At 72.9% G+C, this 25,791-nt stretch carries 27 protein-coding genes; 13 read left to right on the forward strand and 14 right to left on the reverse strand.

Going from position 1 to position 25,791, the window contains the following annotated elements; translation table 11 throughout:
• Positions 1-55: 55 nt before the first annotated feature.
• From FHS34_RS12590 to FHS34_RS12600, 3 genes are all read right to left on the reverse strand, one after another.
• On the reverse strand, positions 56-1,300 hold the full coding sequence (locus FHS34_RS12590; RefSeq protein WP_184964416.1) for a DUF2637 domain-containing protein: 1,245 nt from the start codon (positions 1,298-1,300) through the stop codon (positions 56-58).
• 116 nt (positions 1,301-1,416) lie between these two features.
• On the reverse strand, positions 1,417-2,346 hold the full coding sequence (locus FHS34_RS12595; protein ID WP_184964418.1) for a DUF3558 family protein: 930 nt from the start codon (positions 2,344-2,346) through the stop codon (positions 1,417-1,419).
• 126 nt (positions 2,347-2,472) lie between these two features.
• Positions 2,473-3,384: a DUF3558 domain-containing protein gene (locus tag FHS34_RS12600; RefSeq protein ID WP_184964420.1), complete on the reverse strand. Its 912-nt coding sequence runs from the start codon at positions 3,382-3,384 to the stop codon at positions 2,473-2,475.
• 215 nt (positions 3,385-3,599) lie between these two features.
• On the opposite strand from FHS34_RS12600, the gene FHS34_RS12605 reads away from it, so the two are divergent.
• Entirely contained in the window at positions 3,600-4,793 is a 1,194-nt protein-coding gene (locus FHS34_RS12605) for an RtcB family protein (protein ID WP_184964422.1), read from the forward strand.
• Positions 4,794-4,863: 70 nt separating this feature from the next.
• Here FHS34_RS12605 and FHS34_RS12610 read toward each other — a convergent pair whose 3' ends face one another.
• On the reverse strand, positions 4,864-5,445 hold the full coding sequence (locus FHS34_RS12610; RefSeq protein ID WP_184964424.1) for a TetR/AcrR family transcriptional regulator: 582 nt from the start codon (positions 5,443-5,445) through the stop codon (positions 4,864-4,866).
• An 82-nt stretch (positions 5,446-5,527) separates the two neighbouring features.
• Between FHS34_RS12610 and FHS34_RS12615 the strand changes: the two genes are divergently transcribed.
• Complete coding sequence (locus FHS34_RS12615; protein WP_184964426.1) at positions 5,528-6,373, forward strand: SDR family oxidoreductase; 846 nt, start codon at positions 5,528-5,530, stop codon at positions 6,371-6,373.
• Between the two features lie 134 nt (positions 6,374-6,507).
• On the opposite strand, the gene FHS34_RS12620 is transcribed toward FHS34_RS12615, so the two are convergent.
• From FHS34_RS12620 to FHS34_RS12630, 3 genes are read right to left on the reverse strand one after another with little or no spacing between them, the layout of a single operon-like run.
• Positions 6,508-6,654, reverse strand: a complete 147-nt coding sequence (locus FHS34_RS12620; protein WP_184964427.1) for a hypothetical protein — start codon at positions 6,652-6,654, stop codon at positions 6,508-6,510.
• Positions 6,651-7,427: an SDR family NAD(P)-dependent oxidoreductase gene (locus FHS34_RS12625; RefSeq protein WP_184964430.1), complete on the reverse strand. Its 777-nt coding sequence runs from the start codon at positions 7,425-7,427 to the stop codon at positions 6,651-6,653. The genes FHS34_RS12620 and FHS34_RS12625 overlap by 4 nt, the downstream gene beginning before the upstream one ends.
• Positions 7,428-7,477: 50 nt before the next feature.
• Positions 7,478-7,816, reverse strand: a complete 339-nt coding sequence (locus tag FHS34_RS12630) for a YnfA family protein (RefSeq protein ID WP_184964432.1) — start codon at positions 7,814-7,816, stop codon at positions 7,478-7,480.
• Between the two features lie 237 nt (positions 7,817-8,053).
• Here FHS34_RS12630 and FHS34_RS12635 point away from each other — a divergent pair, with 237 nt between their 5' ends.
• The gene (locus tag FHS34_RS12635; protein WP_225817605.1) at positions 8,054-8,425 is read left to right on the forward strand and encodes a hypothetical protein; all 372 of its coding nucleotides are present in this window, start codon (positions 8,054-8,056) and stop codon (positions 8,423-8,425) included.
• Positions 8,426-8,488: 63 nt separating this feature from the next.
• Here FHS34_RS12635 and FHS34_RS12640 read toward each other — a convergent pair whose 3' ends face one another.
• Complete coding sequence (locus FHS34_RS12640; protein ID WP_184964434.1) at positions 8,489-8,923, reverse strand: winged helix-turn-helix transcriptional regulator; 435 nt, start codon at positions 8,921-8,923, stop codon at positions 8,489-8,491.
• A gap of 136 nt (positions 8,924-9,059) precedes the next feature.
• Here FHS34_RS12640 and FHS34_RS12645 point away from each other — a divergent pair, with 136 nt between their 5' ends.
• From FHS34_RS12645 to FHS34_RS12665, 5 genes are all read left to right on the forward strand, one after another.
• Complete coding sequence (locus tag FHS34_RS12645; RefSeq protein WP_184964436.1) at positions 9,060-9,950, forward strand: NADP-dependent oxidoreductase; 891 nt, start codon at positions 9,060-9,062, stop codon at positions 9,948-9,950.
• A gap of 88 nt (positions 9,951-10,038) precedes the next feature.
• Positions 10,039-11,127 carry an LLM class flavin-dependent oxidoreductase gene (locus tag FHS34_RS12650; protein WP_184964438.1) on the forward strand — a complete coding sequence of 363 codons (1,089 nt, stop codon included), beginning with the start codon at positions 10,039-10,041 and terminating at the stop codon, positions 11,125-11,127.
• Positions 11,124-11,696, forward strand: a complete 573-nt coding sequence (locus FHS34_RS12655) for an FMN reductase (protein ID WP_184964440.1) — start codon at positions 11,124-11,126, stop codon at positions 11,694-11,696. Before FHS34_RS12650 ends, FHS34_RS12655 begins: the two co-directional genes overlap by 4 nt.
• Positions 11,697-11,876: 180 nt before the next feature.
• Positions 11,877-12,605, forward strand: coding sequence for a response regulator transcription factor (locus tag FHS34_RS12660; protein ID WP_184964442.1), 729 nt, complete (start codon positions 11,877-11,879; stop codon positions 12,603-12,605).
• Positions 12,606-14,045, forward strand: coding sequence for a sensor histidine kinase (locus FHS34_RS12665; RefSeq protein ID WP_184964444.1), 1,440 nt, complete (start codon positions 12,606-12,608; stop codon positions 14,043-14,045).
• A 62-nt stretch (positions 14,046-14,107) separates the two neighbouring features.
• On the opposite strand, the gene FHS34_RS12670 is transcribed toward FHS34_RS12665, so the two are convergent.
• The 3 genes from FHS34_RS12670 to FHS34_RS12680 all read right to left on the reverse strand — a co-directional run bounded on the left by FHS34_RS12670 (position 14,108) and on the right by FHS34_RS12680 (position 17,427).
• Positions 14,108-15,895, reverse strand: coding sequence for a phosphatidylglycerol lysyltransferase domain-containing protein (locus tag FHS34_RS12670; RefSeq protein WP_184964446.1), 1,788 nt, complete (start codon positions 15,893-15,895; stop codon positions 14,108-14,110).
• A gap of 304 nt (positions 15,896-16,199) precedes the next feature.
• Positions 16,200-16,472, reverse strand: a complete 273-nt coding sequence (locus FHS34_RS12675) for a hypothetical protein (RefSeq protein ID WP_184964448.1) — start codon at positions 16,470-16,472, stop codon at positions 16,200-16,202.
• Positions 16,473-16,854: 382 nt separating this feature from the next.
• Positions 16,855-17,427 carry an ABATE domain-containing protein gene (locus FHS34_RS12680; protein ID WP_225817608.1) on the reverse strand — a complete coding sequence of 191 codons (573 nt, stop codon included), beginning with the start codon at positions 17,425-17,427 and terminating at the stop codon, positions 16,855-16,857.
• A 185-nt stretch (positions 17,428-17,612) separates the two neighbouring features.
• On the opposite strand from FHS34_RS12680, the gene FHS34_RS12685 reads away from it, so the two are divergent.
• Positions 17,613-18,359: an MBL fold metallo-hydrolase gene (locus tag FHS34_RS12685; protein WP_184964461.1), complete on the forward strand. Its 747-nt coding sequence runs from the start codon at positions 17,613-17,615 to the stop codon at positions 18,357-18,359.
• Between the two features lie 67 nt (positions 18,360-18,426).
• On the opposite strand, the gene FHS34_RS12690 is transcribed toward FHS34_RS12685, so the two are convergent.
• Positions 18,427-19,839 carry an MFS transporter gene (locus FHS34_RS12690; RefSeq protein ID WP_184964463.1) on the reverse strand — a complete coding sequence of 471 codons (1,413 nt, stop codon included), beginning with the start codon at positions 19,837-19,839 and terminating at the stop codon, positions 18,427-18,429.
• Positions 19,840-20,039: 200 nt separating this feature from the next.
• Between FHS34_RS12690 and FHS34_RS12695 the strand changes: the two genes are divergently transcribed.
• Entirely contained in the window at positions 20,040-20,924 is an 885-nt protein-coding gene (locus FHS34_RS12695) for a helix-turn-helix domain-containing protein (protein WP_184964465.1), read from the forward strand.
• Positions 20,925-20,993: 69 nt separating this feature from the next.
• Here the strand turns inward: FHS34_RS12695 and FHS34_RS12700 are convergent, their stop codons facing one another.
• Positions 20,994-21,884 (reverse strand): LysR family transcriptional regulator, encoded by an 891-nt coding sequence (locus FHS34_RS12700; protein ID WP_184964467.1) that lies wholly within the window; start codon positions 21,882-21,884, stop codon positions 20,994-20,996.
• Positions 21,885-21,963: 79 nt separating this feature from the next.
• Between FHS34_RS12700 and FHS34_RS12705 the strand changes: the two genes are divergently transcribed.
• On the forward strand, positions 21,964-22,890 hold the full coding sequence (locus tag FHS34_RS12705; protein ID WP_184964469.1) for an EamA family transporter: 927 nt from the start codon (positions 21,964-21,966) through the stop codon (positions 22,888-22,890).
• A gap of 125 nt (positions 22,891-23,015) precedes the next feature.
• On the forward strand, positions 23,016-23,663 hold the full coding sequence (locus FHS34_RS12710; RefSeq protein WP_184965288.1) for an NAD(P)-dependent oxidoreductase: 648 nt from the start codon (positions 23,016-23,018) through the stop codon (positions 23,661-23,663).
• Positions 23,664-23,928: 265 nt separating this feature from the next.
• Here the strand turns inward: FHS34_RS12710 and FHS34_RS12715 are convergent, their stop codons facing one another.
• Complete coding sequence (locus FHS34_RS12715) at positions 23,929-24,756, reverse strand: oxidoreductase (RefSeq protein WP_184964471.1); 828 nt, start codon at positions 24,754-24,756, stop codon at positions 23,929-23,931.
• Positions 24,757-24,849: 93 nt separating this feature from the next.
• On the opposite strand from FHS34_RS12715, the gene FHS34_RS12720 reads away from it, so the two are divergent.
• A complete protein-coding gene (locus FHS34_RS12720) occupies positions 24,850-25,302 on the forward strand; it encodes a MerR family transcriptional regulator (protein ID WP_184964473.1) in 453 nt (150 codons plus the stop codon).
• Positions 25,303-25,791: the final 489 nt, after the last annotated feature.

Consider the following 25,791-nt stretch of genomic DNA (forward strand, 5'->3'; position numbering starts at 1 on the left):
GGAAGAGGGGCCCTCCTTCGGGAGGGCCCCTTCTCCATGCCGTCGGATGTGCCGGCTATGCGATGTGCTCGTCCTGGAGTTCCCGGGAGTGCCGCTCGGCGAACACCTTGACCAGGCGTTCGGCCTCACGTGCCGGGACCCGCACGCCGAAGGTCGCCTCGACGTCCTCCCTGAGCTGTGCCCCGGTGGGGTAGCTGCCGTCGATCGACTTGCGGAAGACCTGGTAGAAGTCCTCCTCGGTCGGCTCCGGAACCGCCACGCCCCCGCCGTCGCCCAGCTCCCGGGTACGGGTCGCGTTCACCGGGATGGGGAAACTTCCCGTCTCCTCCGGGGAGGGCTGCTGGAACTGCTCCGCGGGCTGCTCCCCGTACCAGTCCTCGTACTGCTCCTCGGGCTCGTACTGGGGCTCCGGAGGCGGCTCGTACGCCGGGTCGTAGCCCCCGTGGTACTCGATCTCCCGCTGAGCCTGGAACCAGGGGCTCTCCTCGTCCTCGGGAGGCTCCGGCGGGAACTGCCCGCCGCGCGGTGCCGCCTGGGCGGGGACGGACGCCGCAGCCGCGGCACGACCGCCCGCGACGGCCGCCGGACCGGCCGCCGCCAACCGCGGCTGCGAGGGCGCCGGAGGCAGCAGCACCGGATCGATGCCCGCCGCCGCCAGGCCGGCCGGCGCCGTCTCCATCAGCGGAACGCCGTACTTCGCCAGCCTGAGCGGCATCAGGGACTCCACCGGAGCCTTCCTGCGCCACCCCCGGCCGAACCGGGAACGCAGCCGGGCCTGGTAGACGAGACGTTCCTGCTCCAGCTTGATCACCTGGTCGTAGGAACGCAGCTCCCACAGCTTCATGCGACGCCACAGGAGGAACGTCGGAACCGGGGACAGGAGCCAGCGGGTGAGGCGCACACCCTCCATGTGCTTGTCGGCCGTGATGTCGGCGATACGGCCGATCGCGTGCCGGGCCGCCTCCACCGCCACGACGAACAGCACCGGAATCACCGCGTGCATGCCCACGCCCAGCGGATCCGGCCAGGCGGCGGCACCGTTGAAGGCGATCGTCGCCGCCGTCAGGAGCCACGCCGTCTGACGCAGAAGCGGGAAGGGGATACGGATCCAGGTCAGCAGCAGGTCAAGGGCCAGAAGAACACAGATGCCTGCGTCGATACCCACCGGGAACACATACGAGAAGTTCCCGAAGCCCTTCTTGATGGCCAGCTCGCGCACGGCCGCGTACGAACCGGCGAAGCCGATTCCGGCGATGATCAAAGCACCGGAGACGACGACGCCGATGAGTATGCGATGCATCCGAGTCAGCTGCGGCGCGGCCACTCGTACTCCCCTCCCCTTGCGAGATGTTGCGCGCAACAGGGTGGCACACGTGTGCGGCGAACGTGGCGCCGGTCAGCTGCTGGGACCCCGGGTCAGCTCTTCCGCACGGCCGACTTGGACGGAGATGCACTGGAGGAGGACGACTTGGACGGAGCCTTGGAGGCCGACTTCGACGGAGACTTCGACGCCGGATCCGAGGGCGACGCGGAACCCGTCGATCCGGAACCCGTCGAACCCGAACCCGCCCCGGCGCTGCCGCCGTTCGCCGACGAGACGGCCGCCACGACCTCCTTGAGCGCCTTCTGGGCGTCCTTCGCCAGGTCGTCGGCGTCGGGAGTCTTCTCGCCCGCGAGACCGGCGCCGTTGTAGTCGAGGCTGACCACGACGTTCTCCACCCGGGCGACGACCGTCTGCTGCTTGAAGAGGCCTTCCTTCTTCTTCAGGTCGTAACGCACCGTCGACGCCTCCGCGCCCGTCCCGGACAGCGGCACGACCTTCACGTTCTTCGCGCCGTCCACCGACTGGGCGTCCTTGACCTGCTGCGTGTAGTACGTGTGGGCCTGCTCGTCACCGGCGCCCCGGGCGGTGTCCGAGTCGAAGCGCAGCAGGGAGACGTTCAGCCAGCGGAACTGCGAGCCCTTCACGCCGTTGTTGTCCAGGCTGTTCCAGGAGCAGGACGAACGCGAGGACGGATCGTCCGAGCTGCCCTTCTTGCCGGACTTCGCACCCTCCGGAACCAGGTCCTCCAGCGTCTTCTTCGACACCGTCGAGCACGGGTCGGGAAGCTTCTGGTAAGCGGCCGCCCGCACCGTCGGGGAGGCGCTGGCCGACGGCTGCGAACCGCCGTCCGCCGACTGCGTGGTCTCCTCACCGGGCTTGGCCTTGGAGTCGCCGGAGTCCGAAGAGCACGCGGCGGTGATCAGGACCGCGGGAACGGCTGCCGCGCAGACAAGGGCGTGGCGGAGGCGCTTGGCTCGCTGATCCTGCTGGGCACGGTCGTCTCGCTGGGCTGCTCGCTGCATGGTTCCTTCACTCGTGACGCTCGGTGTTCGTGCGGGTTCCTGCGGGGCCACGGTACGCGGTGAAGGAGCCGTGCGGTTTCCGTTCGGACGCTTTGCGGGCGGAGACCGCCGCGCCCGGCACGCGCCTCAGCCGCCCAGGGTGTCGGCCAGTTGAGAGGCCAGATTGAGGGCCCTGTCCTGCATTTCCTTGCTGTCCGGGACCGTGCCCGTGGCCATCGGCTGCTCCTCGTACTGGAGCGTGACGACCACGTTCGACGTGCGGAACACCACAGTCACCGTCCGCTGTTCGGCCGTCGAGCCCGCCGCGTTCAGTTCGTCGTCCAGATACGCCTCGTCGCCGAGATCGGTCAGCGCACGGGGCTGGAGCTCGGCGGGCATCGCACCGGGGTCGGCGCTCGAGGACCCCGACGCCCCCGACGGCGCGGAGGACACCGAGGACCCGGAGGGAGACCCCGAAGGCTCCGAGGTCGCCGACGACTTCGGCGAAGAACCCGACGCCGGCGACGAGGCGGCCCCGCTCGGCGAACCGGAGCCCTTCGAGGACCCCGTGGGCGTAGGGGACGCGGGCGGCGCCGACGAACCGCTCACCACCGGGAGATCGGCCGCCGTCTGCTTCTCCAGGAACAGGTTCTGCGCCTGGTCGTCGTCGCTGACCGTGTTGTCGTACGACACCACACGCTCGAAGTCGACGGAGAGACGGTCCGTGGCGTCGGGCGACTCGACCTTCCAGTGGCAGCCGACCCTGCGATCGGTGTCGTAGGTCAGCGTGGCCTCGCCCTGGTACGCCTGGTCCCGCCGGACGGGGTCGGTGATCTGCTGGATGCCGGGCAGCAACGAGTCCAGGGCGTCGTGACCCACCGCCCCGCACGGCTCGGGGAGCGTCCGGTACTTGCCGGGCTGCGCCGCGACCGTGGACGTCCCGGTGTCGCCCGGCTTGGCGTTGTCCGTGGTGCCGTCGTCCCCGGACCCGCTCGTGCAGCCGGCCAGCAGCGCCGCGAGGAGGGCGGCGGTGCCGGTTACGTATGCCTTCCGCTGCACGGTCGGGTTCCTCTCGACGGTGTGTGCTCGCTCGGTGCTCCAGTGTCGCCGCCGGTTATTCGCTTGCTGCGGCGGGGCGGCCCCTGCAGACAATGTGTATCGCACGCACTGCCGTGGACGCCGGTCCCTTGTCCCTTTTCATCGACCTTGGCGCCGCTTTTGCGTTTTGCTGCTTTTAAGCCTTTTGTTGTTGATTTCGGGGGAACGAGGAAGATATGTCGTACGTGGAGATGCCGGGCGCCAAGGTCCCGATCAGGATGTGGACGGACCCGGCGACGGTCGAGGACGTGGCCCTGCGCCAGCTGCAGAACGTGGCGACCCTGCCCTGGATCAAGGGCCTGGCCGTGATGCCGGACGTGCACTACGGCAAGGGCGCGACGGTCGGCTCGGTCATCGCGATGCAGGGTGCGGTGTGCCCGGCGGCGGTGGGTGTGGACATCGGCTGCGGAATGTCGGCGGTGAAGACGTCACTGACCGCGAACGACCTCCCCGGAGACCTGTCCCGCCTCCGCTCGAAGATCGAGCAGGCGATTCCGGTGGGGCGGGGAGCCCATGACGATCCCGTCGAGCCCGCCTCCTTCCACGGGCTGCCCACCGCGGGGTGGGACGACTTCTGGAAGCGGTTCGACTCAGTGGCGGACGCGGTCAAGTTCCGGCGGGAGCGCGCGGTCACGCAGATGGGAACCCTCGGCGGGGGGAACCACTTCATCGAGCTCTGTGTGGACACGTCCGGTTGCGTGTGGCTCATGCTGCACTCCGGCTCGCGCAACATCGGCAAGGAACTCGCCGACCACCACATCGGGGTGGCCCAGAAGCTCCCGCACAACCAGGGGCTGGTCGACCGCGACCTCGCCGTCTTCGTCTCGGACACCCCGCAGATGGCGGCCTACCGCAACGACCTGTTCTGGGCGCAGGAGTACGCCAAGTACAACCGCGCGCTGATGATGGCGCTCCTGAAGGACGTGGTCCGCAAGGAGTTCAAGAAGGCGAAGCCGACCTTCGAGCAGGAGATCTCCTGCCACCACAACTACGTGGCGGAGGAGCGGTACGAGGGCATGGACCTGCTCGTGACCCGCAAGGGCGCGATCCGGGCCGGGTCCGGTGAGTACGGGATCATCCCGGGCTCGATGGGCACGGGCTCGTACATCGTGAAGGGGCTCGGCAACGACCTGTCCTTCAACTCGGCCTCGCACGGCGCGGGCCGCCGGATGAGCCGGAACGCCGCCAAGCGGCGCTTCACCACGCAGGACCTGGAGGACCAGACGCGGGGCGTGGAGTGCCGCAAGGACTCCGGTGTCGTGGACGAGATCCCGGGCGCCTACAAGTCGATCGACCAGGTCATCGACCAGCAGCGGGACCTGGTCCAGGTGGTGGCGAAGCTGAAGCAGTTCGTCTGCGTCAAGGGCTGACGGGCGCGCGTGGGCGTGGCGGACGGCCGTCACGCCCGGCCGGGTGTGCGGTCCGGGGGCGGGCGGCCGGTCACAGCGAGTCCAGCCACCTCAGCAGGCGGTTGCCCTCGCGGGTCATGACGTCCGGGTCGCGCAGGGCGTTGGCCAGAAGGGACATGCCCTGGTAGGCGGAGACCAGGGTGAGGGCGTGGTCGTCGGGGTCGGGGACGCCCCAGGTGCGGAACTGGGCCGCCGTCCAGTCCAGCAGGCGGCGGATCACCGCGCCGGCCTCCGCGTCGAGCGTGCCGTCGGCGCGCTTGTCGAGTTCGACCGCGAGGGTGCCGGTGGGGCAGCCGTGACGGGCGGCGGTCTCGCGCTGGTCCATCCATGCCGAGACGAGCCCTTTGAGCCGGTCGCGCGGGTCCGCCGACCGGTCCAGTTCCGCGGTGAGCTCGTCCAGGTGGGCGCTGTGCTCCGCCAGCGCGGCCTGGACCAGTTCGTCCTTGGTCTTGAAGTAGTAGTAGACGTTCCCGACCGGGACGTCGGCCTCGCGTGCGATGTCGGCGAGGGTGGTGCGTTCGACCCCCTGCTCGTGCAGCACGCGGGCCGCCGCCGCCGTGAGCCGTCGGCGCTTCTGTGACGCCCGTACCCGCCGATCCACTGAGTTTGTCACCTGACTGACTATAGACACGCCTCTGTAGGGGTGTGCTAAGTTGCAAATCAGTTAGTCAACTAACTCAGAATTGGGGGATCCAGTGATCACTGTGACCGGGGCCACCGGCAATGTCGGGCGGGTACTGGTGGAGCTGCTGGCCGGGGCGGGGGAGGAGGTCGTGGCGGTGTCGCGGCGGCCCGGGCCGGCGGATCCGCCGGCCGGTGTCCGGTGGGTGCCGGGCGGGGCCGGGGACGCCGCGGGTCTGCGGCCGGCCCTCGACGGTGCCCGTGCCGTGTTCCTCGTACTGGGCGGCGAGCAGAACTTCCGGGGCGAGCGGCCCGAGCTCCTGACGAAGGCGGTCGCCGACGCCGGTGCCGAGCGGATCGTCCTGGTGTCGTCGCAGGTCAGCGCCACCCGGCCGGAGGCGCCCTCGCACGCCCGGCTGCGGGAGCTCGAAGCCGCGGTGCGCGCGTCCGGGCGGGAGTTCACCATCCTGCGGCCCGGCGGGTTCGCCTCCAACGCCTTCGCCTGGGCCGAGTCGGTCCGTACGCGCCGCACCGTCTTCGCACCCTTCGGGGACGTGGCGCTGCCCGTCGTCGACCCGGCGGACATCGCCGCCGTCGCCGCGGCCGCGCTGCGTGAGGACGGGCACGCGGGCCGGGTGTACGAGCTGACCGGCCCCGAGCCGATCAGTCCGCGGGGGCAGGCCGCGGTCCTCTCCACGGTCCTGGGGGAGGAGGTGGCCTTCGTGGAGCTGTCCCGCGAGGAGGCGCGGGCGGGGATGACGCGGTTCATGCCGGAGCAGGTCGTCGCCGGGACGCTGGACGTCCTCGGCGATCCGCTGCCGGCCGAGCGGAGGGCCGGCCGCGACGTGGAGGCCGTGCTGGGCCGTCCGGCCGCGCCCTTCGCCGAGTGGGCCGCGCGCAATCTGCGGGCGTTCGCCTAGGCCCTCGTCCAGGCCCTGGTCCGGAACGGACCGGGCTCGCCGGCCCGGGCCCAGCGAGTCTCGCCGCGTCGCCGCCGGCCGCATGCCGGCGGGGGTCGCCATCGTGCCGGTGCCGGTGCCGGTGCCGCCGGAGGCTACTTCGCGTGCCGTACCGCGTAGATCATGACGAACGCGAGGAAGTGGATGCCGAAGAGGAAGTAGGCGAGGAAGTACCAGACCTGGCGTTCGTTCTTCGTCTCCTGGGCCAGCCGGCGCTTCTCGAGGGACTCGTCGCCGGTCACGACTCGCGGTGCACCTTGGTGTTGGAGGCCTGGGCGCGCGGGCGCAGGACCAGCAGGTCGACGTTGACGTGGCTGGGGCGGGTCACGGCCCAGGTGATGGTCTCGGCGACGTCGTCCGCGGTGAGCGGCTCCGCGACACCCTGGTAGACCTTCTCGGCCTTCTGGGTGTCGCCGCCGAAGCGGGTCAGCGCGAACTCCTCCGTCTTGACCATGCCGGGGGCGATCTCGACGACGCGGACCGGCTTGCCGACGATCTCCAGGCGGAGGGTCTCGGCGAGGACGTGGGAGCCGTGCTTGGCGGCCACGTAGCCGCCGCCGCCCTCGTAGGTGCCGTGGCCCGCGGTGGAGGAGACGACCACGACGACGCCGTCGCCGCTCTCGATCAGCTTCGGCAGCAGGGCCTGGGTGAGGTTCAGGGTGCCGATGACGTTCGTCTCGTACATCGTGCGCCAGTCCGCGGGGTCGCCGGTGGCCACCGGGTCGGCGCCGAGGGCGCCGCCCGCGTTGTTGACGAGGACGCCGATCGTCTTGAAGGCGCCGGCGAACTCGTCGACGGCCGCGCGGTCCGTCACGTCCAGCTGGTAGGCGAGCGCCGAGTGTCCGGCCTTGGTGAGTTCCTCGGCCAGGGCTTCGATGCGGTCTTTGCGGCGGGCGGTCAGCACGACGCGGTAACCGGCTTCGGCGAGCTGCCGGGCCGTGGCGGCGCCGATGCCGCTGCTCGCGCCGGTGACGACGGCGATCCTGGAGGCGGCGGACGGGGCGGCGGTGGCCATGGGCTGCTCCTGTGACTGCGTCTGGGCGTTCACTCCAGACTAAGTGAGCATCAGCTGCCGTTCCTCGGTGCCCACATGATCACGGCCATCCCGGCGAGGCAGATCAGCGCGCCGGTGATGTCCCAGCGGTCGGGACGGTAGCCGTCGGCGACGACGCCCCACAGGATCGAGCCGGCGACGAAGATGCCGCCGTAGGCGGCGAGGATGCGGCCGAAGTGGGCGTCCGGCTGGAAGGTGGCGACGAAGCCGTACGCGCCGAGGGCGAGGACGCCGCCGGTGATCCACAGCCAGCCCCGGTGTTCCCGTACGCCCTGCCAGATCAGCCAGGCGCCGCCGATTTCGAACAGCGCGGCGACGAGGAACAGGGCGGCGGAGCGGAGGATCGGCATGGTGGCAGCTTGGCACGCGGCGGCCGGGCCGTCGGGCGGTGGTGCCGTCCGGGGCTTGTCACCTGTTGGAGGGCGCCTGGCGGGCGGCCCGCGTGGCATACATCCGTACGGCAGTGGCAGCGCGAGCGGGAAGTGGTGAGGGCCGTGCGGATGCGGGCGTGGGTGTTGTCCGGGGTGTGTGCCGGTGCCGTGCTGGTGCCGGGGGTGGCGGTGGCCGCCCCGGCCCCGGAGGCGGATGTGGCTCTGCACGGGAGCGCGGTGCTGGAAGGGGACCGGGTGGAGGTGCGGCTGACCCCGCGCAACGCCGGGCCCGCCGCTGTCTCGGACGCCACGGTCCGGCTGCGCTGGTCGGCGGCGCTGGCCGACGACCAGGAGCTGCCCGCCCGGTGTGTCCGGGAGGACGAGCGGACGGTGCTGTGCGGGACCGGGGTGCTGGCGGTGGACGTGGCCGGGGAGCAGCTGCGGTTGCCGGTGCGGCTGCGGGAGCGGGCGACGGAGGTGACCTTGGAGATCGAGACGGCGTGGAACTCGGGCGCGGTGGACAAGGACCGGTCGAACGACCGGATGGCGGTGCTCGTTCTGGCGACGGGGGACTCGTACGCCTTCTGAGCCGGGGACCCGCACGGCGTTCTGAGCCGGAGACCCGCACGGCGCCCGCGAGGCGGTGACCTGTCAGGCGGGCACGCCGGTGTCGGTGTCGGTGTCGGTGTCGACGTCGGTGTCGTAGCGTTCGCGGGCCGCGCGGACCTCGTCGAAGTGGGTCTCCGCCCAGTCCTTCACGGCGGTGAGCAGGCAGGCGAGGCTGGTGCCGAGAGGGGTCAGCTCGTAGTCGACGCGGACCGGGACGGACGGGGTGACCGTGCGGCTGACGATGCCGTCCCGTTCCAGGCCGCGCAGGGTCTGGGTGAGCATCTTGGGGCTGACTCCGGCGATCTTGCGGCCGAGGTCGCTGTAGCGCCGGGGGCCGGTGGCCAGGGCGGCGACGACGAGGCCGACCCACTTGTCGCTGAGGCGGCCGAGGAGCTGGTTGGTGGGGCAGGCGCGCAGGAAGGCGTCGTAGTCGGCGCGGGCCTGTTCACGGCGCTGGGCCGCGGTCGTGGTCGCCATGGGCTCTTCCCTTCGGGATTGCTACGCACTCTCAGGTAACTACTTACGAATGGATAGTACCTCTCCTACGGTTGGTGTCGCGGCCGGAAACGGGCCGCGGTGACCGACAAGTGCTTCGTGCTCAGGGAGAGTTGACATGCGTGCTGCTGTGGTGAAGACGTTCGGCGGTCCGGAAGCGGTGGAGATCGCGGAGGTGGCGCTGCCGGAGCCGGGGGCCGGCCAGGTGCGGATCAAGGTGGCGGCCGGTGCGCTGAACCCGGTGGACCTCTACGTCCGGTCGGGCGCCTTCGGCGGGGCCGGCAAGACGATCGGACTCGGCTGGGACGTCGCCGGGACGGTGGACGCGGTGGGGGTGGCCGCCGCCTGGCAGGTGGGCGACCCGGTGGTGGCGCTCGTGCCCGGCGTGGCCGAGCCGCTGGCCGCGCACGCCGAGTACGTCGTCGTGGACGCGGACGCGGTGGCCGCGGCGCCGGCCTCGGTGGACGCCGTGCACGCGGGCAGCCTGCCGCTCAACGGACTGACCGCGCTCCAGGCGCTGGATCTGCTGGACCTCGAACCGGGCGCGTCGGTGCTGGTGACCGGTGCGGCGGGCGCGGTCGGCGGGTTCGCGGTGCAGCTGGCCGCGCACCGGGGGATCGAGGTGACCGGGCACGCCCGGGCCGGCGACGAGGAGCTGGTGCGGTCGCTGGGGGCCGCGCACTTCACCACCGGGGAGGTGCCGGCGGGGAGCGTGGACGCGGTGCTGGACGCGGCGATGCTCGGCGCGCCGGCGCTGGAGTGGGTGCGGGACGGCGGCTCCTTCGTCAGCGCCCAGCCCGGCCGGCAGCCCGAGTCCGAGCGTGAGGTGCGCGTCACGGCCGTGGAGGTGCGCGCCGACGGGGCGCAGCTGGCGGAGCTGGTCCGGCTGGTGGACGCGGGGGCGCTGACGCCGCGGGTGGCCGAGACCTTCGCGCTGGAGGAGGCCGCGAAGGCGCACGCCCGGCTGGCGGAGGGCGGGCTGCGGGGGCGGCTGGTGCTGGTGCCGTAAGGGGGCGGCCGGGGGGTGGAATAGCTGGACCGGGGTGACCGTTGCAGAGGTATAGTTGAACGGTCAACAACCTGGAGGGTGAGCGACCATGCAGTTCGGGATCTTCACGGTCGGCGACGTCACGCCGGACCCCACCACGGGGCGGACCCCGACCGAGCGCGAGCGGATCAAGGCCATGGTCGCCATCGCGCAGAAGGCCGAGGAGGTCGGCCTGGACGTCTTCGCGACCGGCGAGCACCACAACCCGCCGTTCGTGCCGTCGTCCCCGACCACCATGCTCGGCTACATAGCGGCCCGCACGGAGCGGCTGATCCTGTCCACGTCCACCACCCTGATCACCACCAACGACCCGGTGAAGATCGCGGAGGACTTCGCGATGCTCCAGCACCTGGCCGACGGGCGCGTCGACCTGATGATGGGCCGCGGCAACACCGGGCCGGTGTATCCGTGGTTCGGCCAGGACATCCGGCAGGGCATCAACCTCGCGGTCGAGAACTACGCCCTGCTGCACCGGCTGTGGCGCGAGGACGTCGTCGACTGGGAGGGCAAGTTCCGCTCGCCGCTGCAGGGCTTCACCTCCACGCCGCGCCCGCTGGACGACGTACCGCCGTTCGTCTGGCACGGCTCCATCCGTTCGCCGGAGATCGCCGAGCAGGCCGCGTACTACGGCGACGGCTTCTTCCACAACAACATCTTCTGGCCCGCCGACCACACCAAGCGGATGGTCGAGCTGTACCGGAACCGGTACGCCCACTACGGGCACGGCACCCCGGAGCAGGCGATCGTCGGCCTCGGCGGCCAGGTGTTCATGCGGAAGAACTCGCAGGACGCGGTGCGGGAGTTCCGCCCGTACTTCGACAACGCGCCGGTCTACGGCCACGGGCCCTCGCTGGAGGACTTCACCGAGCAGACCCCGCTGACCGTGGGCTCCCCGCAGCAGGTGATCGAGAAGACGCTGGGCTTCCGCGAGTACGCCGGCGACTACCAGCGCCAGCTGTTCCTGATGGACCACGCCGGGCTGCCGCTGAAGACCGTGCTGGAGCAGCTCGACCTGCTCGGCGAGGAGGTCGTGCCGGTGCTGCGCGAGGAGTTCGCCAAGGGACGCCCGGCGAACGTGCCGGACGCGCCCACCCACCAGTCCCTGCTCACCGCCACCCGGAAGGAGGCCGTCGCATGAAGCTCGTCGTCGTATCGGCGGGACTGAGCGTCCCGTCCTCCACGCGGCTGCTGGCCGACCGGCTGGCCGCCGCGGTGGACCGGCACACGCCGGTGGACGTCCAGGTGATCGAACTGCGCGAGCTCGCCGTCGAGATCGCGCACACCTTCACCAACGGGTTCGCCGGAAAGGCCCTGGCCGCCGCGCAGGACGCGGTGGCGGGGGCCGACGGGCTGATCGTCGTCACCCCGGTGTTCAGCGCGTCCTACAGCGGGCTTTTCAAGTCGTTCTTCGACGTGCTCGACAAGGACGCGCTGGCCGGGAAGCCGGTGCTGATCGCCGCGACCGGCGGTACGGCACGGCACTCGCTGGTGCTGGAGCACGCGCTGCGGCCGTTGTTCGCGTACCTGCGGGCCGTGGTGGTGCCCACGGGCGTGTACGCCGCGTCCGAGGACTGGGGCGCGGAGGGCCTGCCGGCCCGGATCGAACGGGCGACGGGGGAGCTGGCCGCGCTGATGCCGTTGGCCGTGCGGGCCGGTGAGCCCGACGTCGTGCCCTTCGCCGAGCAGCTGGCGGCGCTCCAGCGCTGACCCTGCCCACCCCCGCCCGTCTCGGCCGCCTGAAAGGTGCCCGCTTCGGGTGGGGGTGGCTCGGGCGGGCAGGGGGCTGGTGTTCCTGGGAGGTGGGGGACGGTTAGAGGGCGGTAAAAAGGGTGATCGTAGGGCCATCGTGTCCGGTCGGACCGCCGGTGGCCTTGGCAGACTGGGGAGGTGCCCCAGACTGTGCTGCTCGCCGAAGACGACCGTGCCATCCGCCATGCCCTGGAGCGTGCCCTGTCGCTGGAGGGCTACGAGGTGACGGCGGTCGCCGACGGCGTGGAAGCCCTGGCGCAGGCCCACCGCAACCCGCCGGACGTCCTCGTCCTCGACGTGATGATGCCGGGCATCGACGGCCTCCAGGTCTGCCGCGTGCTGCGCGCCGAGGGCGACCGCACCCCGATCCTCATGCTCACCGCCCTGGTGGAGACCGCCGACCGCATCGCGGGCCTGGACGCCGGCGCCGACGACTACGTGGTCAAGCCGTTCGACGTGGAGGAGGTCTTCGCCCGGCTGCGCGCGCTGCTGCGCCGCACCAGCCCCGCGCCCGTCGCCGGCGGCACCCCCGAAGCCCCCGTGAGCAAGACGCAGGTGGTCTCCGACCGGCAGCTGGAGGCCGCCGGCATCCGCATGGACCTCCAGGCCCGCCGCGCCTGGCGCCGCCGCCGCGAGCTGGAACTGACCCGCACCGAGTTCGAGCTGCTGGAACTGCTGGTACGCAACGCGGGCATCGTCCTCGACCACTCCACCATCTACGACCGCATCTGGGGCTACGACTTCGGCCCCGGCTCCAAGAACCTCGCCGTCTACGTCGGCTACCTGCGCCGCAAACTGGACGAGCCCGGCGCCGCACCGCTGATCCACACCGTGCGGGGCGTGGGTTACGTGCTGCGGGAGGGCTGAATGGGCCGCCGCCGGTGGCTGCCCGACCGGCCCCGGCCGAAGCTGGTCTCCCTGCGCACCACCTTCGCGGTCTCCTTCGCGGCCGTCACCGCGGCCGTCACGATCCTCGTCGGCATCCTGTCGTACAGCTCCGCCGCGCGGCTCGTCCGCGTCGACCAGCAGTCGGTGTTCACCCAGGTCGTGCAGGACGTGCGGGACGAGGTGCGGCAGCACGCGATGGGCCCGGAGGACTTCTCCTCCTCCCGCCCCGGGCACGACCTCGTCCGCCCCGCCCGCACCGACGTCCAAGTGCTCGGCGCGCTGGGGCAGATCGTGGACCACGGCAGCCCGGTGCTCCCCGTCACCTCCCGGGACCGGGCGGTGGCGGTCGCGCGCCCCGCCGGGCAGGTCGTCCAGCACAAGGACGTACGGGTGGACGAGGACCTGTTCCGCATCGCCACCGTCTCGCTCGGCGACGGGCGGGGCGCCGTACAGGTCGCGCAGGAGTTCAGCGACACCGAGGACCTGCTGCGGGCACTGCAGCAGCGGACGCTGATCCTGATGGCCGCGGTCGTGGTGGCGGCCGGGCTGTTCGGCTGGTGGCTGGCCCGGCGGATCACCCGGCGCCTGGTGGTCCTCACCTCCGCCGCCGAGGACGTCGCCCGCACCCGGCGGCTGGGCATCCAGGTGCCGGTGGCCGGCCTGGACGAGGTGGGACGGCTGGGGCGCGCCTTCGACCGGATGCTGGGGCGGCTCGCGCAGTCCGAGGAGGACCAGCGCCGGCTGGTGCAGGACGCGGGCCACGAACTGCGCACGCCGCTCACCTCCCTGCGCACCAACATCTCCCTGCTGCGCCGGATCGACGAGCTGCCGCCCGCCAGCCGGGAGGAACTGGTCGCCGACCTCTCCCAGGAGGCGCGGGAACTGACCGACCTGGTCAACGAGCTGGTCGACCTCGCCGCCGGGCAGTCCGACGCCGAGCCGCCGCAGCGGGTGGACCTCTCCGACCTCGCCGAGGACGTCGTCGGGCTGGCCCGGCGCCGTACCGGCCGGGACGTCGTGCTGCACACCAGCGGCGACACCACGACCGACGGGCGGCCCGGAATGCTCCAGCGGGCCATCTCCAACCTGGTGGAGAACGCGGCCAAGTTCGACCCGGACGGCAAGGCGCCGATCCAGGTCGGCGTCACCGGGCCGGCCCGCCCCGGCACGGTACGGGTGGAGGTGCTGGACCGGGGGCCCGGCATCGCCGACGGCGACCTCGTCCGCATCTTCGACCGCTTCTACCGGGCCGCCGACGCGCGCTCACAGCCCGGCTCGGGCCTCGGCCTGTCCATCGTGCGCGAGGTCGCGATGGCCCATGGCGGCGCGCCGTTCGCCTACCGGCGCGAGGGCGGCGGGGCGGTCATCGGGTTCACGGTCGGGGGCGGTCTCACCGGGAGCGAGAGCGGCTCCGGCTGAGGGGGCGGAGCCGGGCGGCTTCCGCAGCCCCGGCTCCGCCGCCCGCTCCCGGTCCCAGGGGCCTATGAGCGGCCCGGCAGGGTGAGGAAGCCCTCCGCGCGGGCGCTCGCCAGACCGATCCGCGGGATGTCGCTGCTCTTGGCGAACAGGAGGAAGCGGGGCTCCCACACCGGGCGGTACTTGGCGTTGGCCCGGTAGAGGGACTCGATCTGCCACCAGCGGGAGAAGAAGGTGAGGGTCGAGCGCCACAGCCGCAGGACGGGCCCCGCGCCGAGCCGGGCGCCGCGTTCGAAGACCGAGCGGAACATCGCGAAGTTGAGGGAGACCCGCTCGATCCCCAGCTCCCCGGCCCGCAGCAGGAGTTCGACCACCATGTACTCCATCAGGCCGTTCTCGCAGGCGCGGTCGCGGCGCATCAGGTCCAGGGAGAGGCCGTGCTCGCCCCAGGGGACGAAGCTGAGCAGCGCGCGCGGTTCGCCGTCGGCGTCCCGGCACTCCAGCATCACGCAGCGGCCGTCGGCAGGGTCGCCGAGGCGGCCGAGGGCCATGGAGAAGCCGCGCTCGGTGGTGCCGTCGCGCCAGTGGTCGGCGCGGTCGACGAGGAGGGCCATCTCCTCGGCGGGGATGTCCTCGTGACGGCGGATGCGGACGGTGTAGCCGGCCCGCCTGACCCGGTTGTGGGCCTGGCGGACGACACGCATGGCGCGGCCGTCGAGAGTGAAGTCGGCGAGGTCCACGATCGCCTCGTCGCCGAGTTCCAGGGCGTCCAGGCCGTGCCGGGCGTAGATCGTGCCGGCCTCCTCGCTCGCGCCCATCACCGCGGGGGTCCAGGCGTGGCGGCGGGCCTCGGCGAGCCAGGCGTCGATGGCTCCGGGCCACGCCTCGGGGTCGCCGATCGGGTCGCCGGAGGCGAGGCTGACGCCGCCGACGACGCGGTAGGCGACGGCGGCCTTGCCGCTGGGGGAGAAGATGGCGGACTTGTCGCGGCGCAGGGCGAAGTAGCCGAGGGAGTCGCGGTCGCCGTGGCGGTCCAGCAGGGTCCGCAGCCGGCTCTCGTCCTCCGGAGCCAGCAGGCGGGCGCCGCGGGGGGCGCGGAAGCAGGCGTAGAGGACCAGCAGGAACGTGGCGGCCATCAGGACGTTGATGGCCATGTCCGTCCAGCGGGGGGCCTGCACGGCGGCGACACGGTCGGCGAGCGGGCCGACACTGATGCCGCGCAGCAGGGTGTACGCGATCTCGTCCCGCAGGCCGGCGCCGGACACCTTGTTCGTCGCGTGCGCCAGGAGGGTGCCGAGGACCCCGCTGACGAGGGTGCCGCCCACGCCGACGGCGAGGGCCAGGCGCGGGTTGGAGCGGTCGCCGATGGCGTCGAACTCGCGCCGGCCGATCAGCAGGGCGGCGACGAACAGGCCGGTGAGGGCGGTGGAGACCCAGTTGAAGGGGTGCTCGCGGTAGGCCGCGTGGGTCAGGGCGACGGCGTACAGGCCGAGCAGGGAGCCCGCGAGGAGGAGGTTGAAGAGCCAGGCGGCTCGTTTGCGGCGGCGCATCACCACCGCGAGGAACAGGGAGAGGGCCGCCGAGCCGAGGCCGGCGGTGGCCAGGTACGGGGTGAAGTACTCGCCCGCGTTGTGCTCCAGCACCTCCTCACGGAAGGGGAGGGAGAGGACCGCCACGATGTTCAGCACGGCCAGCAGACGCAGGTACCAGACGGTCGCCGTGGCGGCGCGGGCGCGCAGCCGGTCGTCGCCGGGGGAGGTGCGGAAGGGGGCCGGGAGGAGGCGGACGGTGCGGCCGGGGCCGCGGGGCGCGGGGGCCCGTGGCGGGGTCAGGGTCGTCTGTGGTGCGGGCATGAGGAGAGGTCACCCTTGGGGACGGGGACGGGCAGCCGGACCCTACGGCTTGTAGGGGAGCGGGCCGTGCTGGTGTGCGGACATACGGCCGTGCGGTGATCCACACAGCCGGCGCACAGCCTCTCATTCCCGCCGGCTGGTGCCGCGCAGGGCCTCTGGCAGGCGCCGCCGCCTTTGCCTTTTGCCTCTGCCCTTTCCTTTGTCTTTGCCTGCCGCTGACCGCTGCCGTGCCTGGCCGCCGACTGCTGCCGTGCCTGGCCGCCGTCAGCCGCCGTCAGCCGCCGTCAGCCGCCGTCAGCCGCCGTCAGCCGCCGTTGCCGCGCCGGGCCGTCGCCAGGTGCCAGGCCAGGTTGCCCACCGCCGCTCCCGCGGCCACCGTGGCGACGATCACCCCGCCGGTCGCGAGGCCGTCGCTGAACAGGTGCGGGCGGCGGTCCAGGCTGTGCAGGCCGAAACCGCACAGCTCGTACACGCCGACGGCGGCGATGGCCAGGCTGACGACCAGCACGGTCAGCGTCGGCGCGAGACTGCTCGCACAGACCGGCGTGCCAGGCTCCGTCTCCGTGGTGTCCTGCATACGTCCCCCGTTGAACAGGCGTGTGAACAGCCCGGTAGGGGCTGGCGGTTGGGAACCTACAATACGTAGGGTCGCCCGGTGCCGACGTCGTGCGGGCCGCGGCCGGCGTTCCGGACGACGGCGTCCGGGGCCGGTGCGCGGGCCTGCCCCGGCGGTGTCCTCGGGGTGCCGTCGTGGCCCTCACGGGTGACGCGATGGCGTGCGCGGAGCTGACGGAGTGGGTGCACCGGTCGTCGCACCGGACCGTACGAGAGGCGTGTCCGCTCCCTGGGGCCCGGCCTCTGATCCGTGGCTCGGGTCGGGCGGTGTGCCGAAGGGGGCCGCCCCCGGTCTTCCGCCCGGGCCGGGGTGTCCGGATGGATGGCCCCTGCTCGGTGCGGGGCTACTCCGGTGTGTCCCGTTGGGTGCGGCGGGCGTAGGCGCGGGCCGCGCGGGCGCGGTCGCCGCAGCGGGTGGAGCACCAGTGCCGGCGGCCGTGGCGGAGCAGGTAGCGGTTGCAGGGCGGGGAGCCGCACGCGGTGAGGCGCTCGGCGTCCGGCCCGGTCAGCAGGTCGGCGGCGTCGGCGGCGAGCGCCGCCAGCGCGTGCTCGACGACCTGCGTGGTGGGGTGGGCGGCGGCCCGGTACAGGCCCCGGTCCGGGGACCAGTGCAGCAGCGAGGCGGCCGGGGCGAGGGTGAGCGCGCCGTTGAGGGCGGCGAGCGCCTCGGCCGGGGCCGGGCGGCCGTCGGCCCGGGCGGCGAGCAGCGCGCGGACCTGCTCGCGCAGGGCGCGCAGCCGGCTCGCGCAGGTCTCCCGCAGGTCCGCGGCGGCCGGGGCGAGACCGCGGTCCACCAGCCAGTGCCGGGCGGCGGAGGGGGTGCCCAGCAGGTCCGCCGACTGGCCGCCCGGAAGGGCGATCGCGGTGTTGGCGAGGTCGAGGGCGGGATGCTGTTCGGCACCGGGAGCGGGGGGCAGCGGCTGCTCGGCGCGCCGTCCGGCGAGTCGTCCCTCGGGCCGGTGCGGGAGCCGCTCCCCGGATGTCTCCGCGTGTGCCGTGTCGCTCTCTCTCACGCGTCTCATGTTAGGCCTTGCGCCCATCCGTGAGAAGGACTAGCGTCATCTCACGGATGAAGTCCTGTCTATCCATGAGGTGAGCCGGAATGCAGATACCCGTCCAGGTCCTCGGCGGCCCCACCGTCCTCATCGAGTACGGCGGCCTCCGCTTCCTCACCGACCCGACCTTCGACGACCCCGGCGACTACCCGGCGCCCAGCGGCCGGGTCCTCACCAAGACCGCGCCGCCCCGCACACCGCTCGCCGGACTCGGCCCCGTCGACGTCGTCCTGCTCTCCCACGACCAGCACGCCGACAACCTCGACCACTCCGGCCGCGCCCTGCTCGCCGACGTCCCGCGCACCTTCACCACCCCCGCGGCGGCCGGCCGGCTCGGCGGCACCACCGAGCCCCTCACCCCCTGGCAGTCCGTGGACCTGCCCCGCCCCGACGGCGGCACGGTCACCGTGACCGCGGCCCCCGCCCTGCACGGCCCCGAGGGCTCCGAGCCGATCGTCGGCGAGGTCACCGGCTTCCTGCTGACCTCCGCCGACCTGCCCAGCGTCTACGTCAGCGGCGACAACGCCTCCCTGGACCTGGTCAAGGAGATCGCCGACCGGTACGCCCCCGTCGACACCGCCGTCCTCTTCGCCGGCGCTCCCCGCCTGCCGCTCCTCGACGACGCCCTCCTCGTCCTCGACGGCACCGGCGCGGCGAGCGCCGCCCGGCTCCTCGGGGCCCGCCGGGTGGTCTTGGCCCACTGCGACAGCTGGGCGCACTTCACCGAGACCCGGCAGGACGTGGTGCGCGCCTTCGAGGAGGCGGGACTGGCGGACCGCCTGCAGCCGGCCTGAGCTCCGGGCCGGCCTTCCGGCTCCGGGACCGGCATTCACGGGCGCGCCGGACGGCGTGCCCGACGGCTCACCGCGCCCTCGCCCGCAGGAACACCCCGCCGGCCAGGGTGCCGAGGAGCGCGAGGGCCGCGTTCAGCGCGATCGCGGTCTTCAGGCCGCCGAGGACGGCCAGGGCGCCCGTACCGCTCATGGCGGCGGTGGCGACGGCGCTCATCACCGGCGTGCCCATGGTGATGCCGATCTGCTGGGTCATCGTCGCGAGCCCGGTGGCCAGGCCCTGTTCGTGGTCGGCGAGGCCGGACGTGGCCGTCACCATGAAGCCGACGATGACCAGCATGTTGCCCACACCGCCCGCGAAGGTCGCGGCCAGCAGCAGCCAGAGCGAGGAACGGCCGTCGCCGAGGCCGAGCAGGGCCGCCGTGGACAGGGCCTGGACGAGACCGCCGGCCCACAGCACCCGGCCGACGCCGAGCCCGCCGATCAGCCGCGGGGCGAGAGCGCCGCCGACGACGGTCCCCGCACCCAGCACACCGAACGACAGCCCGGCGGCCAGCGGGGAGAAGCCGAGCACCTCCTGCAGATAGAGGGTCAGCAGGAACACCAGGGACGTCTCGGTGAAGAACGCCACCAGACCGGTGACATTGCCCCAGGCCACCGACCGCCTGCCGAGCACGCCCAGCGGCACCAGCGGGGCGGACACCCGGCGTTCGACGGCCACGAACACCAGCAGCAGCACCGCACCGGCCGCCAGCGGCAGCAGCGTGGCCGGCGCGCCCCAGCCGTGCTCACCGGCCCCGGTCAGGCCGAGGACGACGGCCAGCAGCCCGAGCGTGACCGTGACGGCCCCCGGCACGTCCAGCCCCGGGCGCTCGGCGGGCCGGGACTCGGCGATGACCGCGGGCGCGACGAGGAGCACGGCGAGTGCCACCGGGACGTTGACGAAGAAGGCCCAGCGCCAGGACAGCAGGTCGGTCAGCAGGCCGCCGAGGATCGCGCCCGTGGTGAAACCGGCCGACATCAGCGCCCCGTTGAGGCCGAGCGCCCTCTCCCGCAGCGGGCCCTCCGGGAAGGACGTCGTCAGCAGCGAGAGCCCGGCCGGGGTCACCGCCGCCGTGGCCAGCCCCTGGAACACCCGGGCCGCGACGAGCACCTCCGGGCCCGTCGCCAGCCCGCCCGCCAGCGAGGCCGCGCCGAGGACGACGAGCCCGCCGAGGAACACCCGGCGGCGGCCGAAGAGATCGGCGACCCGCCCGAACAGCAGGGTGAACCCGGCGGCGCACAGGGCGAACGCCGTGCCGATCCACTGCAGACGGTCGAGCGGGAAGCCCAGGCCGGCACCGATCACCGGCAGGGCCACGTTCAGGATGGAGAAGTCCACGGCCAGCATGAACTGGGCCGCGAGCAGCAGCACCAGCACCAGGCGGAGCCGCGGGGTCAGGGCGGCGGGTGCGCCGGCCGGCCGGGTCGCTACGACGGACATGACGAGGGTCCCCTCTGGATGACGGAGGATGAGCGGCGAAGTCGCCGGACCAGAGACTCGTCCCGTCCCGCCGCCGCAACCAGCACCCCCGTGCGACCGGCCGGCGCGAGGGTGGTCATCGCATGACCACCCTCAGGCATCCCCTTTCCGCGGCCCGCGGGGCAGGATGGACGTCGACCGTCCCTCGTCTGGAGGCACACATGGGCGCCCCGTCCGAGCTGGGAGACTTCCTCAAGTCCCGTCGTGCCGCGGTGCGGCCGCAGGACGTCGGCCTCGCGACCGCGCCGGAGCGCCGCCGGGTCGCCGGGCTGCGCCGCGAGGAACTGGCCCTGCTCGCGGGCGTCAGCATCACCCACTACACCCGCCTCGAACAGGGCCGGGCGGCCGGTGTCTCCGACTCCGTCCTGGACGCGATCGCCCGCACCCTGCGGCTCACCGAGGACGAGACCGCCCACCTCAGGGACCTGGCCCGGCCCGCCGTACGGCGCCGCCCGGCCGCGCCCCGCGCCGAGCACGCGAGCCCGTCGGCCCGTCAGCTGCTGGCGGCCATGACGGACGTGCCCGCGCTCGTCCTGGACCGGCGGGGCGACGTCCTGGCCTGGAACCGGCTCGGCCACGCCCTGCTCGCCGGGCACCTGCCCCGGGAGGCCGCCGGGACGCCCGCGGACCGGCCGAACCTGGTCCGGATGCTGTTCCTGGACGAGCGGTACCGGGAGCGGTACGCCGACTGGAAGGAGGAGGCGCACCTCGCGGTCGCCTCCCTGCGCCTGGTCGCCGGCCGGCACCCCGACGACCGGGCGCTGGCCGAACTGATCGGCCGGCTGTCCATCCAGAGCGACGAATTCACCGCGCTGTGGGCCCGGCACCCGGTCCGCACCTGCGTCTCGGGGCGCAAGTCGCTGCGCCATCCGGCGGTCGGCGCGCTGGAGCTGAGCTTCGAGAGCCTGGACCTTCCCGGCTCCGAGGGGCAGCGCCTCATCGCCTACACGGCCGAGCCCGGCACCCCGTCCGACGCGGCCCTGCGCCTGCTGGCCGCCACGGCCGCCGCCCCCGCCGCCGAACCCGCCCCCTTCCCGCTCGGCTGACGGCACCGGCCTCCTCGTCCACCCCGTCCGACACGGCCACCCCGAACCACACCGCCCGCCCCGAACCCCCTAGGCCCGCGGCCGCACCCCGAGGACGTCGAGCATGGCCCGGGTGGCCGGGCTGGGGTTGAAGCGGCTCCACGCCAGGTATTCGACGCGGTGCGGCCCGTCGACCACCGGGACCAGCGCCAGCCCGGGATCCTCGGCGGCCAGCGGCCGGATGAACGCCGAGGGCAACAGCGCGATGCCGAGCCCGCCCGCGATCAGCCGGGTGATCAGCTCGACCACACCGGCCTCGTACGCGACATCGCGGACCAGACCCGCCGCGGCGAACGCCCGGTCCGACTGGGCCCGGCCGGGCGTGCCGGCCACGAAGTCCACGAACGTCTCCCCGGCGATCTCCCGCAGGGTCACCCGGGAAGCCCCCGCCAGCCGGTGCCCGGCCGCCACCGCCAGCACATGCTCGTCGTGATCGAGCACGACGCTCTCCACCCCCGAGGGCCGCTCGCCCTCCGGCAGCCCGAGGAAGGCGATGTCCAGGTCACCGCTGCGGATCGCCGCCGCCAGTTCGTCACTGCGCCCGGACCGCAGCATCACCCGGACCTCCGGATGCTGAGCGCGGTACCGCTGCAGCAACTCCGGTACGTCCACGGCGGCGGCGGTCACGATCACGCCCACGGCGAGCCGGCCGCGCACCACGCCGGCCGCCGCGGACGCGTCGGCCACCGCGCGGTCGGCGGCGGCCAGGCACTCCCGCGCGGCCGCCACGAACGCCGCCCCGGCACTGGTCAGTTCGACGCGCCGGCTGGACCGCGCGAACAGCCGCACACCCAACTCCCGCTCCAGGGCGGCGATCCGGTGACTGAGCGAGGACTGCACCACGGCGCAGCGTTCGGCGGCGCGGGTGAAGTTACGGGTCTCGGCGACGGCGACCACGTACCGCATCTGCTGAAGATCCACGGCAGCCATGGTCCTCGTTCATGGCTGTGATGACAATCATGCTTTGGTTTCATGGCTGTTCGGGCCGAGACTTCCACACATGCCCCTCACGCCGACCCGCCACCCACCGGCCCCGCCCCGGACGCCGTCCGCGCACCGGGCGGCCGTCGTCGCCCTGACCGCGCTCGCCCCCGCCGCGTGGGGCACGACCTACGCCGTCACCACCGAGCTCCTCCCGCCCGGACACCCGCTGTTCGCCGGGCTCATGCGCGCCCTGCCCGCCGGACTGCTCGGCCTGGCCCTCACCCGCGTACTCCCGCGCGGGGACTGGTGGTGGAAGACCGCCGTCCTGGGCGCGCTCAACATCGGCGCCCTGTTCCCGCTGCTGTTCCTGGCGGCCGAGCGCCTCCCCGGCGGCGTCGCCGCCACCCTGTCCGCCACGCAGCCGCTGCTGGTCGCCGCCCTGGCCATCCCGGTGCTCCGCGACCGGCCGAGTGTCTGGCGCTGGACCTGGGGCGTGCTCGGCGTGGCCGGCGTCGGACTCGTCGTACTCGGCCCGCAGGCCCGCCTGGACGCCGTCGGCGTGCTCGCCGGCCTCGGCGGTACGGCGGCCATGGCCGCGGGCGTCGTCCTCACCAAGCGCTGGGGCCGCCCGGCGGGCGCGGGTCCCCTCACCCTGGCCGCCTGGCAGCTCACGGCCGGCGGACTGCTGCTGCTCCCGACGGCCCTGGCGGTCGAGGGGCTGCCGCACCGGATCGACGCGGGCGCCGCCGGCGGCTACCTGTGGCTCGGCAGCATGGGCGGTCTGATCGCCTACACGCTCTGGTTCCGTGGCATAGCCGAGCTCCCGGTCGGCGCCTCGGCCCCCCTCGTCCTCCTCTCCCCGCTGGTGGCCACGGTCGTCGGCACGGCCATGGGCGAAGCCCTGAGCCTGGCGCAGACGCTCGGCTTCGTCCTGGCGCTGGCGGCGATGCTGGCGGCCCAGCTGAATCCACCGAAGACCGCGACGAAGGAACCGATCCGATGAAGGCGGACATGAAGCGAGACACGAAGGCCGACACCAGGGCGGACATGAAGGCAGACGCGGAGACCGTGGAGGCAGGCGTGGAGACGGGTGTGACGGCAGGCGTGGAGACGGGTGTGACGGCAGGCATGACGATCGCGGTGCTCGGTGCCACCGGGATGGTGGGCGGCCGGGTGATCGCCGAGGCCACCGCACGCGGGCACCGGGTCCTGGCCCTGTCCCGCAAGCCGGTGGAGGAGACCCCCGGCGTGACCCCGGTCCCGCTGGACGCGAACGACCCGGAGGCCGTGCGCGAGGCGCTGTCGGACTCCGGGGCGGAGGCGGTCGTCCTGGCCGTCCGCACCCACCCGGTGGACGAGGACTTCCTGCTGGGCGTCACCCGGACCGTGCTGGACACCGCCGCGCACCTCGGCATCCGCGTCCTGGTGGTGGGCGGAGCCGGCGCCCTGCGCAGCCCCGGCACGCCCGGCCTCCTGGTGGCCGACGACCCCGCCTACGTGCCACCGGAGTGGCGGCCGGTCGCCGCGGCGGGCGTGGCGCAGCTGAGCGCCTGCCGGAGCCACCCGCACACCGACTGGGTCTACCTGAGCCCCCCGGCCCACCTCGAACCCGGTCCCCGCACCGCCCGCTACCACCGCGGCACGGACACCCTCCTGACGGCGACCGACGGCCGCTCGTGGATCAGCGCCGAGGACCTGTCCGTGGCCGTCCTGGACGAACTGGAGACCCCCGGCCAGGACCACCACATCACGGCCGTCCACGCCCACGAGCACTGACCCGCGCCGGGAATCGGGGGGTCGATCGGGGAGTGCGTCCGTGCCACCCCGCGGCGAGGTCGACCGGGTGGCCGGCCGAGCCACCCGGCGACGCGGGCGATCGGGTGGCCGGCCGGGTCACCCCGCGGCGCCGGCGCTTGGGCCCCGCCGGGCGGCGCGCCGGGACCCGGACGGCGTGGAGGGCGCCACGCCGCGCCACCGGCGCAGTGCGCGACGTGCGAGATCCGGCCGGCCGTCCGAGCCCCGGGGACGGGGGGTCCGGGGCTCAGACGGCGGTGGAGAGCGCCACGTGGCGCCACTGGTCGAGTTCGCGCCGTACCAGATCCAGCTTCGCCTCGACGCGCTCGACCGCGTCCGTGCCCAGCTGCAGGCGCAGCGGGGGCTCCGCGGCCTCGGTGACGTCGACGACCGCCTTGGCCGCCTTGGCCGGATCGCCCGGCTGGCGGCCGTCGTTGGCGGCCATCGCCTCGCGCACCGGTCCCGCGCCGGCGTCGTAATCCGCGAGGGAGGCCGGCTCGACCCGGAGGCTCGAACCGCTAAGGAAGTCGGTGCGGAACCCGCCCGGCTCCACGATCGTGACACGGACGCCGAGCGGTGCCAGTTCGCCGTGCAGTGCCTCGGAGACGCCCTCGAGCGCGAACTTCGACGCGCCGTACAGGCCCACGGCCGGAGCGGTGGCGAAGCCGCCCACGGAGCTGATGTTCAGGACGTGTCCGGACCGCTGGGCACGCAACGTCGGCAGCGTCGCCCGCAAGGTGTTGAGCACGCCGAACACGTTGACGTCGAACAGGTCCCGGGCGGCCTTGTCGGAGACCTCCTCGATCGCGCCCACGAGACCGTAACCGGCGTTGTTGACCACGACGTCGATCCGGCCGAACTCCGCCAGGCCGGCCTCCACCGCGGCCGCCAGTTGCGCCGGCTCGGTCACGTCCGCGGTCACCGCCAGCAGTCCGTCCGGCTTTTCCGGGTACGCCCGGAGCACCGCCGACGCGTCCCTCGCCGTGGCGATCACACTGTGACCCCGCTCCAGCGCCTCACGGGTGATCTCCGCACCGAGTCCGCGCGACGCACCGGTGACAAACCAAACGCTCATGTTCCCTGCACTCCGATCGCCCGACTGGCCAACGGCTCGACGCTAGAAGCTAGAGTCATGTCTAGATCAATGGCTGTGTGACGGGGGTCACTCATGGACCTGAGTATCGGTGAGGTGGCGGAGCGCAGCGGGCTGAGCGTTCACGCACTGCGGTTCTACGAGCGGGAGGGCCTGTTCGCCAACCCGGTGCGCCGCCTGTCCAACGGCCGCCGGGTCTACCACGAGGAAGACCTGGAGTGGCTGGCGATCTGCACGAAGCTGCGCTCCTCCGGCATGTCGCTGGCACTGATCCGGCAGTACATCGAGCTGGTCCGGCAGGGCCCCGGCAACGAACAGGAGCGGCTGGAACTGCTGCGCCGGCACGAGAACCATGTCCGGGCGCAGATCGCGGAGTTGCAGGAGACGCTGAACGTGATGCGGAACAAGGTGCGGATCTACGAGGACCACGTCGCCCGCGGCGAGGCCGACCGCCTCTGGAACCCGACCCACCGCCCCACCACCGAGCCCGCCCCCGACCAGGAGTGCCCCCGGTCAGAGGGCGCCTGATCCCCCGCTCGGCACCGCCGCCCGAGCCCCCTGGCGACCTCGGCTCAGGGCCACACCAGGCAATAAGGCTGATGTCCCGCCTCGTGCAGCCGATGGCTGAAGTCCTGCCACTCGTGCAGCGATTGGTGGCGGGATGGCGCTGGCCTGGCGTTTCGCAAGGAAATGTGCGTTGACCTGGGAAAACTCCTCTCGGTAGTTCTCACGGGTCAACGCCGTTTCCCAGGCGCATGTGCCCTGGATGTGCCCCCGGCGGTGATCGGCTGGCTAGGCGGGCAGGGTGCCGCGGTGTGGCTCGCGACGATGCAGTTCACGGCCGTCAGTAGCCGTTCGAGCGCTGGGGCGACGCTATGCACCCCGGGGCAAGCGGCCTGACGCCGACGGCACAGGCTACAGCGGAGGGGCCCTGCGGTTCGTAGGTAGGTGGAGAGCAAGTTGAGGAGACCAGACCGTGCATCATCTGTACCAAGTGACCATGGACGCGTCATAATG

Source organism: Streptomyces echinatus, assembly GCF_014203595.1.
GTDB classification, from domain to species: domain Bacteria; phylum Actinomycetota; class Actinomycetes; order Streptomycetales; family Streptomycetaceae; genus Streptomyces; species Streptomyces echinatus.

Bases quoted from the DNA above. Each gene is read 5' to 3' on its own strand.
- FHS34_RS12590 (WP_184964416.1), bottom strand. From the start codon at position 1,300: ATGCATCGCATACTCATCGGCGTCGTCGTCTCCGGTGCTTTGATCATC.
- FHS34_RS12595 (WP_184964418.1), bottom strand. From the start codon at position 2,346: ATGCAGCGAGCAGCCCAGCGAGACGACCGTGCCCAGCAGGATCAGCGA.
- FHS34_RS12605 (WP_184964422.1), top strand. From the start codon at position 3,600: ATGTCGTACGTGGAGATGCCGGGCGCCAAGGTCCCGATCAGGATGTGG.
- FHS34_RS12625 (WP_184964430.1), bottom strand. From the start codon at position 7,427: ATGGCCACCGCCGCCCCGTCCGCCGCCTCCAGGATCGCCGTCGTCACC.
- FHS34_RS12630 (WP_184964432.1), bottom strand. From the start codon at position 7,816: ATGCCGATCCTCCGCTCCGCCGCCCTGTTCCTCGTCGCCGCGCTGTTC.
- FHS34_RS12640 (WP_184964434.1), bottom strand. From the start codon at position 8,923: ATGGCGACCACGACCGCGGCCCAGCGCCGTGAACAGGCCCGCGCCGAC.
- FHS34_RS12645 (WP_184964436.1), top strand. From the start codon at position 9,060: ATGCGTGCTGCTGTGGTGAAGACGTTCGGCGGTCCGGAAGCGGTGGAG.
- FHS34_RS12650 (WP_184964438.1), top strand. From the start codon at position 10,039: ATGCAGTTCGGGATCTTCACGGTCGGCGACGTCACGCCGGACCCCACC.
- FHS34_RS12655 (WP_184964440.1), top strand. From the start codon at position 11,124: ATGAAGCTCGTCGTCGTATCGGCGGGACTGAGCGTCCCGTCCTCCACG.
- FHS34_RS12665 (WP_184964444.1), top strand. From the start codon at position 12,606: ATGGGCCGCCGCCGGTGGCTGCCCGACCGGCCCCGGCCGAAGCTGGTC.
- FHS34_RS12670 (WP_184964446.1), bottom strand. From the start codon at position 15,895: ATGCCCGCACCACAGACGACCCTGACCCCGCCACGGGCCCCCGCGCCC.
- FHS34_RS12675 (WP_184964448.1), bottom strand. From the start codon at position 16,472: ATGCAGGACACCACGGAGACGGAGCCTGGCACGCCGGTCTGTGCGAGC.
- FHS34_RS12685 (WP_184964461.1), top strand. From the start codon at position 17,613: ATGCAGATACCCGTCCAGGTCCTCGGCGGCCCCACCGTCCTCATCGAG.
- FHS34_RS12690 (WP_184964463.1), bottom strand. From the start codon at position 19,839: ATGTCCGTCGTAGCGACCCGGCCGGCCGGCGCACCCGCCGCCCTGACC.
- FHS34_RS12695 (WP_184964465.1), top strand. From the start codon at position 20,040: ATGGGCGCCCCGTCCGAGCTGGGAGACTTCCTCAAGTCCCGTCGTGCC.
- FHS34_RS12705 (WP_184964469.1), top strand. From the start codon at position 21,964: ATGCCCCTCACGCCGACCCGCCACCCACCGGCCCCGCCCCGGACGCCG.
- FHS34_RS12710 (WP_184965288.1), top strand. From the start codon at position 23,016: ATGACGATCGCGGTGCTCGGTGCCACCGGGATGGTGGGCGGCCGGGTG.
- FHS34_RS12715 (WP_184964471.1), bottom strand. From the start codon at position 24,756: ATGAGCGTTTGGTTTGTCACCGGTGCGTCGCGCGGACTCGGTGCGGAG.
- FHS34_RS12720 (WP_184964473.1), top strand. From the start codon at position 24,850: ATGGACCTGAGTATCGGTGAGGTGGCGGAGCGCAGCGGGCTGAGCGTT.